This is a genomic window from Pseudomonas kitaguniensis, from assembly GCF_009296165.1.
Lineage (GTDB): Bacteria > Pseudomonadota > Gammaproteobacteria > Pseudomonadales > Pseudomonadaceae > Aquipseudomonas > Aquipseudomonas kitaguniensis.
Window position 1 is genome coordinate 35,202 of sequence record NZ_VUAZ01000041.1, and the last position, 14,705, is coordinate 49,906.

Sequence of the window (14,705 nt, forward strand, 5' to 3'; positions counted from 1 at the left end):
CAGGCATGCAGGGTTTTGCTCAGTTGTTCCGTCCTTGGGGCCGTCCCCTGCTGCTCGGCGTTGCCTGCCTCATGGTGGCGGCCTGTTCGCGCGAGGAAGCGGTGTCGCAGCCGGCCGTAAGGTCGGTGAAAATCACCACCGTACACGCCGCATCGGCCGACGCTGCGCCATTGACCGGTGTGGTGCGCCAACGCCAACGCGCAGCCCTGGCCTTCGAAGGCGCGGGGCGATTGGTGACGTTGAACGTCGACGTCGGCGATACCGTAAAACAAGGCCAGGTGCTGGCAAGCCTGGACACTGCAGCCGTGCGGTTACGTTTGAAACAATCGCAGGCGGCCTTGTTGGCCAGCGCGGCGCAAACCGGCGAGCGCAAGCGCAACAAGGTCCGCCAGCAACAGCTGTTTACCCAGGGCAGTGTTGCGGCCAGCGCGATGGAGCAAGCTGAAGCGGCGTGGCAAGCGGCCGTCGCGCAGCAGACCGCCGATGAAGCGGCGCTGGATCTGGTACGGCGCGATCAGCGCCAGGGCCAACTGACTGCGCCGTTTGACGGCCGCGTCGTGGCAAGACCCGCGCAGTTGTACAGCGAGTTGTCGCCCGGCCAAGTGGTGATGGAGCTGGAGGCCGGCGGCGCGTTGCAGGTCATCGTGCAAATCCCGGTGGAACAGGCCGCCGGCCTCAAGCCTGGGGACCACGCCGTCGCAGCCGACCCGGCCGCACCCGGATCAACCCTGCCGTTGGTGCTCGAAGGCTTGTCGGCGCGGGCGCAGAACGGCCTGTTGCAAAGCGCGCGTTTCCGCTTGAACGCCCGCGACCTCGCACTCCCCAGCGGCGTAAACCTCAACGTGCGATTGGCGGCCCCTGCCGCGCCCGCGTTGTCGATTCCAACCCAGGCCCTGCGCATGGGCGGCGACGCCAGCCAGGTGCAGGTGTTTGTCTATGACCCGACCCAGGGCAAGGTCGCCCTGCGTGACATTACGATCGGCCTGATCGACCAGGGCCGTGTCGCCATCGACAACGGCCTCAAGGACGGCGAGCAAGTGGTCGTCACCGGCGTCGCGTTTCTCAGTGACGGTCAGCCCGTCAACCTGCTAGTGCCTTCCAGTCGCTTGAGCACAACCGAATGATCAACCTGACCCGACACGCCTTGGGCGCAAGCCGCCTGACGCTATTCACCGCGCTGTTGATCCTGATCGCAGGCGTGGCAACGTTTCTGAGTTTCCCGACCCAGGAAGAACCCTCGGTGACCATCCGAGATGCGCTGGTGAGCATCCAGTTCCCCGGCCTGCCCAGCGAACGCGCCGAAGAGCTGCTGGCGCGGCCAACGGAAGAAAAACTGCGTGAGCTGTCGCAGATCAAAAATATCGTGACCACCGTTCACCCCGGCAGCGTGGTGATCCAGGTGACGGCGCGCGACGAAATCAAGGACCTGGGGGTGCTGTGGCAACAAGTGCGCAACAAGGTCGCCGACGCCGGCGCCGACTTTCCACCGGGCACCCAAGGGCCGTTTGTCGACGATAATTTCGGGCGCGTCGCCGTCGCATCCATCGCGATTACCGCGCCCGGCTACAGCATGAGCGAGATGCGCGGGCCGCTGAAGCGCCTGCGCGACCAGTTGGGCGGGCTACCCGGCATCGGCCAGGTGACGCTGCACGGCATGCAGGACCAGCAGTTGTCGATCGACTTCAACCCTCAGCGCCTGGCGGGGTTGGGCTTGTCTCCCCAGCAACTGTTCCAGCAATTGCAGCAACAGAATGTGTTGGCCCCCGGCGGTATCGCCAACATTGGCGGGCAGATCACCACCCTGACCGTGACCGGTGAAGTGCTCAGCGTGGAGCAACTGCGCCAGCTGCCGATCCAACTGCCTGGTGTAGACGGCACCACGCAATCGTTAGCACTCGGCGCAATCGCGCAGATCTCGGTGATGGCTGCCGACCCTCCGCAGACCGCTGCGGTGTATCAAGGCCAGGACGCGGTGGTGCTGGCGGTGTCGATGGCTGCGGGACAGAACATCCATCAGTTCGGCACAGCCCTGCGCGCTCGTTTGGCACAGTTGGAACAGCAACTTCCGCTGGGCTTTACCGCCCATGTGGTGACGTTCCAGGCCGATGTGGTCGATCAGCAGATGGCCAAGATGAAGCACGTAATGATCGAGACGGTGGTCATCGTCATGGCCGTGGTCATGCTGTTCCTCGGCTGGCGCACCGGGCTGGTGGTCGGCGCCATTGTGCCGCTGACCATCCTGGGCACGTTGATCGCCATGCGCATGCTCGGGGTCGAGCTGCAAACCGTGTCTATCGCCGCGATTATCCTCGCCCTGGGCCTGCTGGTGGACAACGGCATTGTGATTGCCGAGGACATCGAGCGCCGACTGCATGCCGGTGAGGATCGACGCCAAGCCTGCGAGGATGCCGGGCGTACGCTGGCGATTCCGTTGCTGACCTCCTCACTGGTGATTGTGCTGGCCTTCTCGCCGTTCTTTCTCGGCCAGACCAGCACCAATGAATATCTGCGCTCATTGGCCATCGTGCTAACACTGACGCTACTCGGCTCCTGGCTGTTGAGCGTCACCGTCACGCCGTTGCTGTGCCTGTATTTTGCCAAGGTCCCAGGCCATAAGGCAGCCGAGGACAGCTACGACAACGGCTTTTACCGAGGCTATCGGGCCGTCATTCGCCAGGTGCTGCTGCACAAGGTGCTGTTTCTGATTGCGATGCTGGTGCTACTGGCCGCCGCCGTTTTCGAGTTGATGCGCGTGCCCTATGACTTTCTGCCTCAGTCGGACCGCATGCAGTTCCAGGTGCCCATCACCCTAGAGCCCGGAAGCGGTTCGCGCAAAACCTTGCAAAGCGTGCGCGAGATCAGCCTGTGGTTAGGCAAGGAGCCTCAGGTGGTCGACAGCATCGGCTATGTGGGCGATGGCGGGCCGCGCATTGTGCTGGGTCTCAACCCGCCCTTGCCCGCATCGGAAACCGCTTACTTCACCGTCAGCGTCAAGGCCGGTACAGATATTGATGCAGTGATTGCCAATATGCGTCGCTATCTGCTCAAGCAACACCCCGAGCTGCGTGCCGAACCCAAACGGTTTTCCCTGGGCACTACCGAGGCCGGTGTCGCCATCTATCGCGTGATTGGCCCGGACGAGAACGTCATACGTACGCTGGCCGGCCAGATCGAACAGGCTCTGCGTAACATGCCGGGCACACTGGATGTGCGCAATGACTGGAGCACGCGCCTGGCACGCTATACCGTCGAGGTCGACGCACACGGTGCGCGCCGCGCAGGGGTGGACACCCAAGCCATTGCCCAGGCCTTGCAACTGCACTTCGGCGGCATCCAGGTTTCGTCGTTGCAGGACAACGAAACCCGCGTGCCCCTGGTGGTACGTGAACCCGCTTCGGCCAACCATGACGCTCCCGATTTGCGCGGCATTCTGGTCTACCCGGCCGACGGTTCGACGCCTTTGCCGCTGACGGCCATCGCACGCATCGTCGCGTCCAGTGAGCCCTCCACCCTGGTACGCCGCAATCAGGAACGCTGCATCACCGTGGTCGGGCACAACCCGTTGCTGACCGCAACCTCCATCGTCGAGCAACTGGCGCCACAGGTGGTTGCGCTGGCATTGCCGCCGGGGTACCGCATTGAGTTGGGGGGCGAAATCGAAGACTCGGCAGAGGCCAACCAGGCGCTGTTGCAATACCTGCCCCACGCGCTGATCGCCATGCTGCTGTTGTTCGTCTGGCAATTCAATTCGTTGCGCAAGGTGCTGATCGTCATCTCCGCAATCCCCTTTGTATTGATCGGCGTTGCGATCGCGCTGCTGATCACAGGCTACCCGTTCGGCTTCATGGCCACGTTCGGCCTGTTGTCCTTGGCGGGAATTATCGTCAACAACGCCGTGTTGCTGCTGGAACGGATCGAGGCGGAACTCCACGATGGCCTGCCGGTGTACGAAGCGGTGGTGAATGCTGCCGTGAAACGCCTGCGCCCCATCGTCATGACCAAGCTGACCTGCATTATCGGGTTGATCCCGCTGATGCTTTTCGCCGGCCCACTGTGGGAAGGCATGGCGATCACGCTGATGGGTGGCCTGGCGCTGGGCACATTGGTGACCCTTGGGTTGATTCCGGTGCTCTATGTGGTGCTGTTCAATAAAAAATCGGCCGACACCGCTGTGCAATAGTCGCGCGAAACATGGGAAAAAACCGCTACACGTTCCTATGATTTACAGGTGATGCGTTCAAAAAGGCGTGGTTATCATGACCCTCTAGTACCCAAGGCCTGCCGATGGCGACGCTGTCAGCACGCATCTGAGCGTAGAGTGGGCCTCATGAGCGGCAGATTGCTTCATACACCGGCCGGCCAGACACTTCGTCTGGCGGCCTATCTTCCAGCATCTGTCAGAACGGTATTTTTCCCGTCAGTATTTCCCACCACATTCGCCAATCCCCAGCAAAACTCTTCAAGGGGTGCTTGAAAGTGGCCGGTCGGTTTTTCTCGAAGAAAAAATGCCCGACCCAGGCAAATGTGTAAGCCTCAATAAATGCCAGCACCAGCAACCACCACACACCGGTTACTAAGCCCACCACCAGCAGGACGACTGCAAGCGTCGATCCGATAAAATGCAGTCGACGTGACGTTCTATTCAGGTGTTCACTCAGATAGAACCTGTAGAACTCACCGACTGCTTCGCCCTTCTCTGCTCTGTTCATATTACCGCCCCTTGGCTCATTTCAGGCGCCAGCCTTCACCGTCTCTGGTTATCAACCCTCGCTGCTCGAGCGACACGACATAGTTGCGATGGCCCTTTTCGCTCTTGCGCCGGAACAAGGGCAATATGTGCGGTAAAATTCCCGGCACCAGCATGGCTAACCGCGCAGTCCAGGATTCACTGGGACGAACGAACAGTTCCAGCCGAGGTTTTTCCAGCGCTTTGATGACGGTTTTAGCCACGTCTGCGGGCATTTGAGGCGGATCCATAAACTGCATCTTGTTGCCATTTTCAATGGCCTCACGCATCAGCATCGGCGTCTCCGTCGCGGACGGATTCACAATGGTAAATTTTACGCCTAAGCGTTTGCCATCCAACCCCAAGCAAAGCATGGCGCCACGCAGGCCAAATTTTGTTGCCGAATAAATGCATGTTTCCGGCATGGGAAATAATCCCCCTAAGGAAACAATTGAAATAACCCGTCCGTCACTGGCTTGTTGCAACAAGGGTAGAAACGCCTGACACAGTTCCAAAGGAACCATCATATTGAGCTGGACTTCACGCGCAATCGATACAGTTGGCCTGGTCTCGAATGGAATATTGCTTAATATCCCGGCGTTATTGACCAGCAGATCGAGGCGACCGATCTCACTACTTACATAGTTCACAAGCCCCCCAAGCGCTTCACGATCGGTAAGGTCCGCCTGATAGGTCAATGCCTGGGGCCCGAGGGCAGTGGCGGCCTCGGCCAGGCGCACCGCATCAATATCGACCAGCACGCATTTGACACCGCGGGCGATCAGCGCCGCCGCGATCGCCCGCCCCAACCCACCGGCGGCCTCCCGTAATCAGCGCTGTCCAGCCCGTAAATGACGTATTACTCGCCATGCAGACTCTCCCCCAGCACTTCATGAACCACAGGAGCAGCGCTCTTTGGAAAGGGCTGATCGAGCTTGATGGCTGCATACAGATCCTCAGTCAAGCGCGGCCAATGCATGCGTGTGCGTAGCGTCTCCAGGTAAGCAGTGAAGGACCGAGCATCCAGATAAACCGCATGCCGGTCCGATTGAACAAACTGAATCCCGCCACTGAGGTCCGGCTCGTCGCTCTGAATCAATTGATCGAATTGGCGCGCGGTGTCGAGCCCATCCAGCTGCGCCCGAAAATACGCAGCCAGGGTGAGCGCCTGGGTATCGAAAAGCTTGAAAGCACTGGAGTTCTGGTCGAGGTAACCGATGGCGCAGAGGTTACGGTGAGTGCGGCTGAACATCGACAGATAAAGCAGGGGCCTGCCATGCTTCCATTCGAAAAACTGCGCAGCGCATTCAGCGCCCCATTTGAAGCCTGTGGCACAAAGAATCAAGTCGATCTTTTCGCGTGCACCATCTGAAAAAATGACGAAATCACCCTCCAACCTGTCGATGTTTTTACGCACCGCAATATTGCCGTGCTGAAGATGATGCAGCAGTTGCGAGTTCACGATCGGGTGGGTCTCGAACAAACGATGATCAGGCTTCGGTAAGCCCCATCGTGTCAGGTCTCCCACAAGCAGCTTCAATAAGAACTTGAAGACAGGCCTGGCCAGCCACAAAGGGAGGTGCGGCCCATTTTCACCGAACACATCGGCAGGTACACCAAACACATGCTTGGGAATGAAGTAGTAACCACGGCGCATGCTGATAAAGGCTTGTTTTGCGTGAATGGCGGCCTCGCAGGAAATGTCCGCGCCAGAATTTCCCGCGCCCACCACCAACACGTTCTTACCTTGGAATTCCGATCCGGATTGAAACGAGTTGGAATGGCGTATTTCCCCATTAAACTCACCACGAAACGCTGGCAGGTTGGGCTTCCAGTTTGTCCCGGTCGCTAACACGATCCAACGGTATCGCCGTGTAGAACCATCACTCAGGCTGACGGACCAGTGCCCGTCAGGATCCTTTCTAATCAGGGTTACCGTTGTACTGAACTGAATAGACTCACGCAGCCCGAATGCTGCAGCGAAGCTCCTGAGATAGTGCGCGATTTGACGGTGGGAGGGGTATTCCGGAAAGTCCCTGGGCATTGGAAACCCGACGAATCCCGACAGATCCCTGGACGAGATAAAATGCGCCGAATCGTACATCGGTGTGCCGACATTGTTGATGTCCCAAATCCCTCCTACATCCGAATGCCGCTCGAACTGGTCATAGGTAATTTTCTTTGCTTTGAGTGCGCGTGCGGCACTCAGCCCACCAGGCCCGGCGCCAATAATGCAGGCGCTATTTCCTCGGTCGATAATCGCTGCGTCTTGTTCTGATTTCATAGCGCTTCCCTTGAATATCCAGTTCGGTGTTGAACCAAAATCTAAAGGGAAGTCGGTGCTTTTGATGAGCCTTTCGCGGCCATTCAGGGGACCATGGAGGACAGATAAGCTGCGCGCACAGGAAACTCACCCGTTATGCCCGCAATAGCAGAAAGGGAGGTGTTAGATTACCGACCGAAAGGTATCGTCTACAGACTCATTCTGATGGAGAGCGTGTGATCTATGTTAGAGCCCGCAGCCGCTGCCCAGCACTGGAAGCAGCATCCCCAACAAAATGAAGCGGTGGTGGTTCCCAACGTCGCGCGGGCGTTGTTCAGCCTGTTAATGGAAAGCGGGCTCTCGACGGAGCGCATTTGTCGCGGGCTCGGCTTCGGTTATGCCGAACTGCTTGATCTGGACATGCGCTTGTCTTATCGGCAAACCCGAATGCTGATTACTCGAACGCAGCGAGTGGTCAAGGATCCTGCGCTGGGCCTATCTACCGGCGCACGTCAGACCCCGGTGTCTTGGGGGTTTGCGGGCCTGGCCATGCTGACCTGTAAAACGCTGGGTGAAGCCATCACCTACGGTCTCGAACACCAAGGTGATACCGGTGCTTTACTGGAGCACCGTGCCTGCGTCCATCCCAATGAGTTCATCATTGAGGTCAAACCCAAAGTGTTTGATCTGGAAATTGAGCCCTTCTTGATCGAAGAAGCCTTTTCGAGCGCGGTGTCCGTGGTAAGGCGGCTTATCGGGCCAGCCTTCAACCCCCTCAGGGTAGAGTTGTCGTACGCTCGCCCGAATTATGCCCAGGCCTATCGGCGCGAATTTCGTTGCCCGATAAAATTCATGGCCGGGAAAAATCGCTTGATCTGCGAAGCCCATTGGTTGAACGCACGCCTGCCGGATTACGACGACATGGCGTGTGGACCCTTGCGGGCGAAATTGGATCAGTTGATGAACAGAGGCGATTCACGAAATGATTTGATCGAAACCCTCTCCAGTCATATCCGCCTCAACCTCGACGATCCTGAAGCGCTTCAGACCTTTTCCAAGGCGCTCAACATGAGTGAGCGTACCCTGCGTCGTCGCCTGACGGACCTGGGCGTGACGTACAGCGGGCTGCTGGATCGAGTCAGGCACGAGCGTGCTTGTGACTTACTGCAAAACACCCGTATGTCGATAGCTGACATTGCGCACACCATCGGCTTTAGCGACGCACGGGGCTTCAGGCGCGCCTTCAAACGCTGGACGGGTGCGTTGCCGAATACGCAGCGCACCACCTGATGTCAGACTTTATGCCGAGGTGTTCTTGAAGGTAATCACGGGTGAAGACGCGCTGCTGTCATTGGCCAACACCGGCAACTCTCGACGCAATACCCAGAGCGTGATCGGTTTGGGCAGAACTCTGGCCAAACGGATCAGCCACCTCATCGATAAAGGAAACAAGTAGTCCCAGCGCTGGCTGCGCATTGCGTAGAGCATGTGATCGACGGCTGCCGCTTCGGAAATTTCCAGCGGTGCCGGCATGCCATCGTTTGCGGTTTTAGCGGTGGCCACAAACCTGGGTAGAGCGACAGAAAGCGAATACCTCTGTTACCAAACTCAATGCGACATGTATCAATCAACAGGCGCAGTGCGCCTTTAGCGGCGCAATATGGGCCCTGCAACGTCACCCCCAGGAACCCCGCCAGTGAATTGGTGTGCACGACAAAACCATGCCCCTGGCGACTCATATGCTCCAGGGCGGGGAACAGATAATTGACCACCACATCATAGTTCGAGCGCATATACGCAGTGACGTCGGACGCACTCATCTCACGCATATCCAACGCAGGTGCACCGCCTGCATTCAGTACGACCACATCCAGACGACCGTACAGCTCGACAATTTCACCCACCAGATCGGCCGCCGCATGCTCATCCAGGGCGTCCACTGCCGAGACCAGGCATTTGCCACCCTGGAGCGTGATTTCCAGTTGCAGGTCGTTCAACAGCTCCTTGCGCCGAGCCGTGGCCACAACCCAGGCGCCTTCCTGCGCCAGACGCACCGCCAGAGCGCGCCCCATGCCTGAGGACGCCCCCACCACCAGGACCACTTTGCGTGCAAAGCTGACGCGGTTGCTTGCCGGGCACCGGCGAAGCAAGCCGACCAACGTCAATGCAATCAGCGAGAACACGGCGCTGACCAACAGCACGTACTCGGCGTTCTCCCCCACCACCCATTGTGACGCCATCAAGGGCCCAAAAGCGCACCCCAACAACTGCATGCCCGGCACCAACGCGGCAACTCGCCCCGAAGGATCAAGTTGCAGAGCAATACGTACCTGGAAGGGTGTCAGCATCAGCCAGACCAGGCCAAATGCGCCGCACAGCAGCAGAAATACCCTGACGCCCATATCCGCAGAAAAATACATACCCAGCGCGATGCCGCCCAACAACAAAGCGGCGACGGCCAACAACGAAAAGTCCGAGACCCGGCGTACCAGGACGATCCCCAGGCAGCCGCCCAATACCTGCATGAGCAAGGTACCGGAGATCAGCAATTGTGCGTTTTGCGCATCAAGCCCCACGTATTTGCTTAACGGCTCAAGATAAGCCCAAAGCCCACCAATCGCGCTGAGCTGCATAAAGACCAGCCCGAGCAATAACAGGTGATTAAGACCCCAACCGAACCCGGCATCATCCGTTCGCTGTGCTTGCTGATTGGCCAGCCGAATGGGTTGCCACCGAACCAACAACAAAGAAGCTGCCGTCAGCGTACCCAGGAACACGAAACCATAAGACGAGGTGCTCTGAATAGGCAGCACCCAATACGCCAACACCGCAGCCACCAAGGCCTGGCCAAGGGTTTGCACCACCATGAACACCCCCGCCACGCGGTCAGGTGCCGGGCCTTGACGATCAGGTTCACGGTGCCCCATAACAGCAAACCTTCGGCCAGGCCGGCCAAGGCCCGCGCCACTGCCAGTGCGCCATCCCCGGTGGTATTGGCCGTGACCAGGTCCATACCCGATGCCGCCAGGATAGCGACGACGGTGAGCTGGCGCAGGCTGAACACGGAGCGCAATAAATCGCCCAGGACGACACCCAGCCCCAGCGCGAGAATTTCGCCCATTGCAACCAAGCCGACGCCCTCAAGTGAAAGCCGGTTCTGCGCCAGCAACTCTCCCAGCAACAAGGGTTGCAGCCCCACCATCAGCACGGCGATAGAGCCCAGCGCCAAGGCGACACTCAGGTGTTTACGGGAAACAGCGGACGGCATGTGCATGGCGTTACACCTCTTGAAGGGTTTTCAGTAACCACGGTTTTCCGGCGGAATCTCGCCTTGGGCAAAACATTGCGTCGCACGTTGCTCATCCTTCATCAGTCGGCTGTTGGCAACTCGCACTACCCACCAAGGCAGCAGTGTCATCTTGGCACCGGAGGCCTTGGCGAGGGTGAACGCCTTGGCGCATTTTTCAAACAGCTGCGCATTCATCGCCATCCGGGTACCGGTGGTGCCCAGGGTCGCGGGCACGCCCTTGATCAACACGGCATTGCCGCCCCGCTGCAAGGCGCCGGCAATGTCCTGGACTGACGCCGCCGGCGCCCCCATGTGGCCAATATGCCGTGCCTGCTCATCAAACAGAATGGGCATAACCCCGCCAAAGTCTGCCAAGCGCTGGGCGAAGTCTCCTCCGCCCAGCAAAATGGCACCGACGTCACTCCGGGCACGGTAGATCGCCTGGTGGGTCTGGCTGTCACCCAGCACATGTACCGGCCAACCGACGTGGGTGGGGGCCAAGTCATCCAACGGGCCCCACCACATGCTTTGCTCGCCCGGTATACGCAAGGAAAAACTGCTCCCCTCCTGTACCAGACCCACCAGCCGTTGCCGGATTTCCAGCCATTGTTGCCGCAGTACATCCTGCATCACGCTCACCTCACACCAGTTGAAAAACGGCGTCGAATCGCTCGAGCGCGTCGTCGATGACGTCGTCGGTATCAGCCAGGCTGGTATAGATCCGGCTGCCGGCCAGCGTGATCAACCCATGTGCCGTATAAGCCGCACCCATTTCTTCCATCATGTGTTTACGCGACTTGGCTTCATGACGTGCACGCAGCAACTTGAGCGGGTTGCTGGTATCCAGCAACAACACGCCTGAGGTTTGCAGGTGCACGATCGAGCCCATGTTATAGGCCACATACGGTAGGCCACGGCGGTTAATGATTTCGTCCAGCCCCTTGCGCATACGGTCACCAGCGCGTCCCGCCAAAGCCGGCGCATTCAGTTTGCGCGCCTCGGTCAAAGCGTAGTAGCCCGCCACGCAGGACAGCGGGTTGGCCGACAACGTGCCGCCGACAAAGGCCCGTCGTGCAGAAGTACCAATACCGCCGGCGAGCAGCTGCATCACCTCCCTGCGCCCGCCGATGGCACCGGCCATGGGGTAGCCGCCGGTCAGGCATTTGCCAAGTACGGTGATGTCCGGCATCACGTTGAAATACGCTTGTGCGCCCCCCAGGCCCGCACGGAAACCCGTGACCACTTCATCGAAAATCAGCAACGTGTCGAACTCGTCGCAGAGCTTGCGCAGTTGACGGTTGAAGTCCGGGTGCACCGGGCGCGTGCCGCTTTCCGGGCCAAAGGGTTCGACCATGATCGCCGCCGTGCCGCCGCGCAGGCGATTGATCTGCAAGCGCCGACGCAACGCGTCCAGGTTATTCGGCGGGCTTTCCTGGGTGTTAGCCGTGGCGCCGCGTGGAATGCCGACGGCCTCCATACGGCCGGTGCCCGGCAATCGCATGCCGTATACCAACTGGTCACTCCAACCGTGATACGCCCCGCCGATCTTGATCACCCATTTCTTGCGGGTATACGCGCGCGCCAGGCGCACCGCCGCCATGACCGCCTCGGTACCGGAGCCCAGCAGGCGCACCATGTCGACGCCAGGCATCACTTCGCAGACCAACTGCGCCAGCTTCACCTCGTATTCATGCAGCAGGCCGGTGACCGGACCGCAGTCGTCGAGGATCCGATTGACCTGCTCACGAATCGCCGGATGGTTGGAGCCCAGCAAAGTCGGCCCGCCGGCCTGTAGAAAATCGATATAGCGGTTGCCGTCCACATCGGTCAGGTGCGCGCCCTTGGCCTGGGCGATGGCGAGGGGGAACGGGTGATTGAACGCGAGGTTATGCTGCACGCCCCCCGGTATGAATTTTTTGGCCCCCTCGGCGAGCCGCTTCGAACCCTGGCAGCGCTCGTCGAAGTAGCCCATGACCTTGTTCAGCGCCTCACGCTTCAAGGGGCGAATGGGTTGCTTGACCAGCGCATCGAACCGTCGATAGAGCGAGTCAACATCAGGCCATTGCGAAACTGCGGAATCTGCCGCCGCAGGCAATGTGATGGGGTCCAGGGGTTTGTTCATGATGGGATCTCGGAAGAAGAGTGAGCATCGACAGCGCTGCAACGCACCAAGGCGTCGACCAGGCGTGCCACGGCGGCAGGTGACTGTGATTTATGACGGGACTGTTCGGTGATTTGGCGTAACAGGTAGTCACGGCAAAAGGTCTCGAGGTCCTCGAGGCGCGACAGAGTTGTCTCGACATCCGGGCCACAGCACAACACCCCGTGGTTGCGCATCAGGTACGCGTTGTAATCCCAACGAATGGCCCGGCCGAACTTGCCGGCCAGCCAGTTGGACCCTGAAGGCGCGTACCCGACCAGGGGAATGTGTTTACCCAAGGAATCCCACAGTTCAGGGTTGGGCACATCCATTGGTTTACCGAGCAAGGTGCAAGCACTGGCTACGGGCTGATGCGTGTGGATGCTGCACTGCACATCCGGGCGCGCCCGCAGGATTTTTGCATGTAGCCCGCTTTCAACCGTGGGGGCACGGTCACCGGAGAGCTGCGCCAGATCCTTGAGGCGCAGCACACAGACATCCTCGGGGCGCATGGTGAAATAGTCAGTAGCCGACGGCGTGACCGCGATGTGCTGCGCATCGATACGCAACGCGAGATTGCCGCCCGTGGCCGCAAAAAAGCCGCGGTGACACAGATGCTGCGAGAGCTCGACAATTTGCTCTTGGACATGACTCATGAGGCCGTCTCCTGTATGGGGTTCAGTCGCCGGTAAAGCGGCGCAAGGCGCGTGCGCACCTCCTGGAACGTGGCGAATTGGTCGTCGTACAGCGCGCGGGTCACGCGGGACGGTTCAAACAGGCGGTGGGGGCGCTTGAGGCGGGAAAGGTCGTGGAACTGCAGCTTGCCCAACGCCACCGCCGCAATGAACGCCGCCCCGCGTGCATTGGTCTGGATGGCGTTCTGCGGCTGCTGGATAACGCGCCCACAGACGTCAGCCATGATCTGGCACCACACATCCGATTGGGCACCGCCACCGGTGGCCACGATCACATCGCTGGGCTGGCCGAGAAAACGCGCGAACGGCTCGAACATCCAGCGCGTATTGAGGGCGACTCCCTCCATGAAGGCGCGGATGATGTCCTCCCGCGAGTGCTCCAGCTTCAGATTGAACAGACCGGCGCGCAGGCTTGGATCACTGATTGGTGAGCGCTCACCACACAGCCAGGGTGTGTAGATCAACCCTCTCGACCCCGGTGGCACGCGTGCGGCGATACGGTCAAGCAAGGCATAGACGTCCGGCTGCTGTTCATCACTGAGCAGCTCATCCGGGTGGTACAGCACCTTGTCGCGCAGGAATGAAAGGTTTGCGCCCGCCGCCGACTGCATGGCCATCGCCAGGTAGCGACCGTTGACGGCACTGGGTACCGCAGCTATGTGGTGACGCACGCTGGTTTTCTTGAAAGGGACGTGAGCCCCTACCCACGACGAGGTGCCCAGATAGAGGTGCGGAGCAAAATCGCTGACGCTGGCGCCGACGGCCACCGCCGAGGTGTCGACGGCACCCGCCACCACTTGCGTAGTGCGCGCCAGTCCGAGCGTCTCGGCAAGCTCCGGGCGCAGCGTGCCGATAACTTCGGTGGAGCGGACAAGCTCAGGCAGTTTGCCGGCCTCTATTCCCAGTGCCTTGACCAGCCCGTCGTCGTAGCGGATGCGGTGAGGGTCGCGGTTATCGGTGATCCATGCGGTCAACATCGAGTCGCTGGTGGCGCAATAGCGACCCGACAGCCGTAGGTTCATATAGTCGAGCACGTTGAGAAACTTGTAGGTTCGCTCATAGCGCTGCGGCTCGTGATCGACGATATAGGCCATGTGCCCGGCGGCATCCATGCCGGACAACGAGGCCACGCCACCGGTCAGGCGCAATGAACGCCAGAGCTTGAGCGGTCCATAGCCAGCCAGGCTGAACCGCCCTCCTCCCATGCGTTTTTTCACCGCGCCGGCCCCTCGTTTGTCCAGCCACAACATGGCACGTCCAATAGCCACGCCGTCCCGATCTACACACACAGTGCCTTCGCCCTGTGTTGAGCAACACACCGCGATCACCTGGCGCCGCCGGACTGGATCGGCGCTGAGCAGTTCATTGGCGCCACGCAGGAAAGCATTCCACCAATCCTGCGGTTCCTGTTCGACGCTCAACCCGCTCACATGCAGCGGCACACTGTGAAACGCCCACGCCCGGATATCGCCTTCCAGTGAAACCAGGGCGCACTTGCAACCGGAGGTGCCGAGGTCCACAGCCAGGACGAGTTGCTCCAGACCGGTGGCCGCCTGAGGCGTCCGGGATAAGAAAAGCGAAGTCATAGAGGT

General features: G+C 59.9%; 12 protein-coding genes. 3 read left to right on the top strand and 9 right to left on the bottom strand.

Annotated features, from left to right (window positions below):
- Positions 1 to 5: 5 nt before the first annotated feature.
- The gene (locus F0169_RS07905) at positions 6 to 1,124 is read left to right on the top strand and encodes an efflux RND transporter periplasmic adaptor subunit (protein ID WP_152746184.1); all 1,119 of its coding nucleotides are present in this window, start codon (positions 6 to 8) and stop codon (positions 1,122 to 1,124) included.
- The gene (locus F0169_RS07910; protein ID WP_152746185.1) at positions 1,121 to 4,180 is read left to right on the top strand and encodes an efflux RND transporter permease subunit; all 3,060 of its coding nucleotides are present in this window, start codon (positions 1,121 to 1,123) and stop codon (positions 4,178 to 4,180) included. Before F0169_RS07905 ends, F0169_RS07910 begins: the two co-directional genes overlap by 4 nt.
- Positions 4,181 to 4,397: 217 nt before the next feature.
- On the opposite strand, the gene F0169_RS07915 is transcribed toward F0169_RS07910, so the two are convergent.
- From F0169_RS07915 to F0169_RS07925, 3 genes are all read right to left on the bottom strand, one after another.
- Positions 4,398 to 4,709 (bottom strand): Mpo1-like protein, encoded by a 312-nt coding sequence (locus F0169_RS07915; protein WP_058411584.1) that lies wholly within the window; start codon positions 4,707 to 4,709, stop codon positions 4,398 to 4,400.
- A gap of 16 nt (positions 4,710 to 4,725) precedes the next feature.
- The gene (locus F0169_RS07920; protein WP_341869086.1) at positions 4,726 to 5,487 is read right to left on the bottom strand and encodes an SDR family NAD(P)-dependent oxidoreductase; all 762 of its coding nucleotides are present in this window, start codon (positions 5,485 to 5,487) and stop codon (positions 4,726 to 4,728) included.
- A 98-nt stretch (positions 5,488 to 5,585) separates the two neighbouring features.
- The gene (locus F0169_RS07925; protein ID WP_058411586.1) at positions 5,586 to 7,010 is read right to left on the bottom strand and encodes a flavin-containing monooxygenase; all 1,425 of its coding nucleotides are present in this window, start codon (positions 7,008 to 7,010) and stop codon (positions 5,586 to 5,588) included.
- Positions 7,011 to 7,232: 222 nt separating this feature from the next.
- Between F0169_RS07925 and F0169_RS07930 the strand changes: the two genes are divergently transcribed.
- Complete coding sequence (locus F0169_RS07930) at positions 7,233 to 8,279, top strand: AraC family transcriptional regulator (protein WP_058411587.1); 1,047 nt, start codon at positions 7,233 to 7,235, stop codon at positions 8,277 to 8,279.
- Positions 8,280 to 8,422: 143 nt separating this feature from the next.
- Here F0169_RS07930 and F0169_RS07935 read toward each other — a convergent pair whose 3' ends face one another.
- Genes F0169_RS07935 through F0169_RS07955 form a run of 6 tightly spaced genes read right to left on the bottom strand, consistent with a single transcriptional unit; the run spans position 8,423 to position 14,699 of the window.
- Entirely contained in the window at positions 8,423 to 9,856 is a 1,434-nt protein-coding gene (locus F0169_RS07935) for an SDR family oxidoreductase (RefSeq protein WP_241679074.1), read from the bottom strand.
- Positions 9,748 to 10,263, bottom strand: coding sequence for a hypothetical protein (locus tag F0169_RS27765; RefSeq protein ID WP_241679075.1), 516 nt, complete (start codon positions 10,261 to 10,263; stop codon positions 9,748 to 9,750). The genes F0169_RS07935 and F0169_RS27765 overlap by 109 nt, the downstream gene beginning before the upstream one ends.
- 24 nt (positions 10,264 to 10,287) lie before the next feature.
- On the bottom strand, positions 10,288 to 10,908 hold the full coding sequence (locus tag F0169_RS07940; RefSeq protein ID WP_152746186.1) for a hypothetical protein: 621 nt from the start codon (positions 10,906 to 10,908) through the stop codon (positions 10,288 to 10,290).
- Between the two features lie 10 nt (positions 10,909 to 10,918).
- A complete protein-coding gene (locus F0169_RS07945; RefSeq protein WP_152746187.1) occupies positions 10,919 to 12,400 on the bottom strand; it encodes an aspartate aminotransferase family protein in 1,482 nt (493 codons plus the stop codon).
- Positions 12,397 to 13,074: a class II aldolase/adducin family protein gene (locus F0169_RS07950; protein ID WP_152746188.1), complete on the bottom strand. Its 678-nt coding sequence runs from the start codon at positions 13,072 to 13,074 to the stop codon at positions 12,397 to 12,399. Before F0169_RS07950 ends, F0169_RS07945 begins: the two co-directional genes overlap by 4 nt.
- Positions 13,071 to 14,699 (bottom strand): xylulokinase, encoded by a 1,629-nt coding sequence (locus tag F0169_RS07955; protein ID WP_058411592.1) that lies wholly within the window; start codon positions 14,697 to 14,699, stop codon positions 13,071 to 13,073. Before F0169_RS07955 ends, F0169_RS07950 begins: the two co-directional genes overlap by 4 nt.
- Between the last annotated feature and the right edge of the window lie 6 nt (positions 14,700 to 14,705).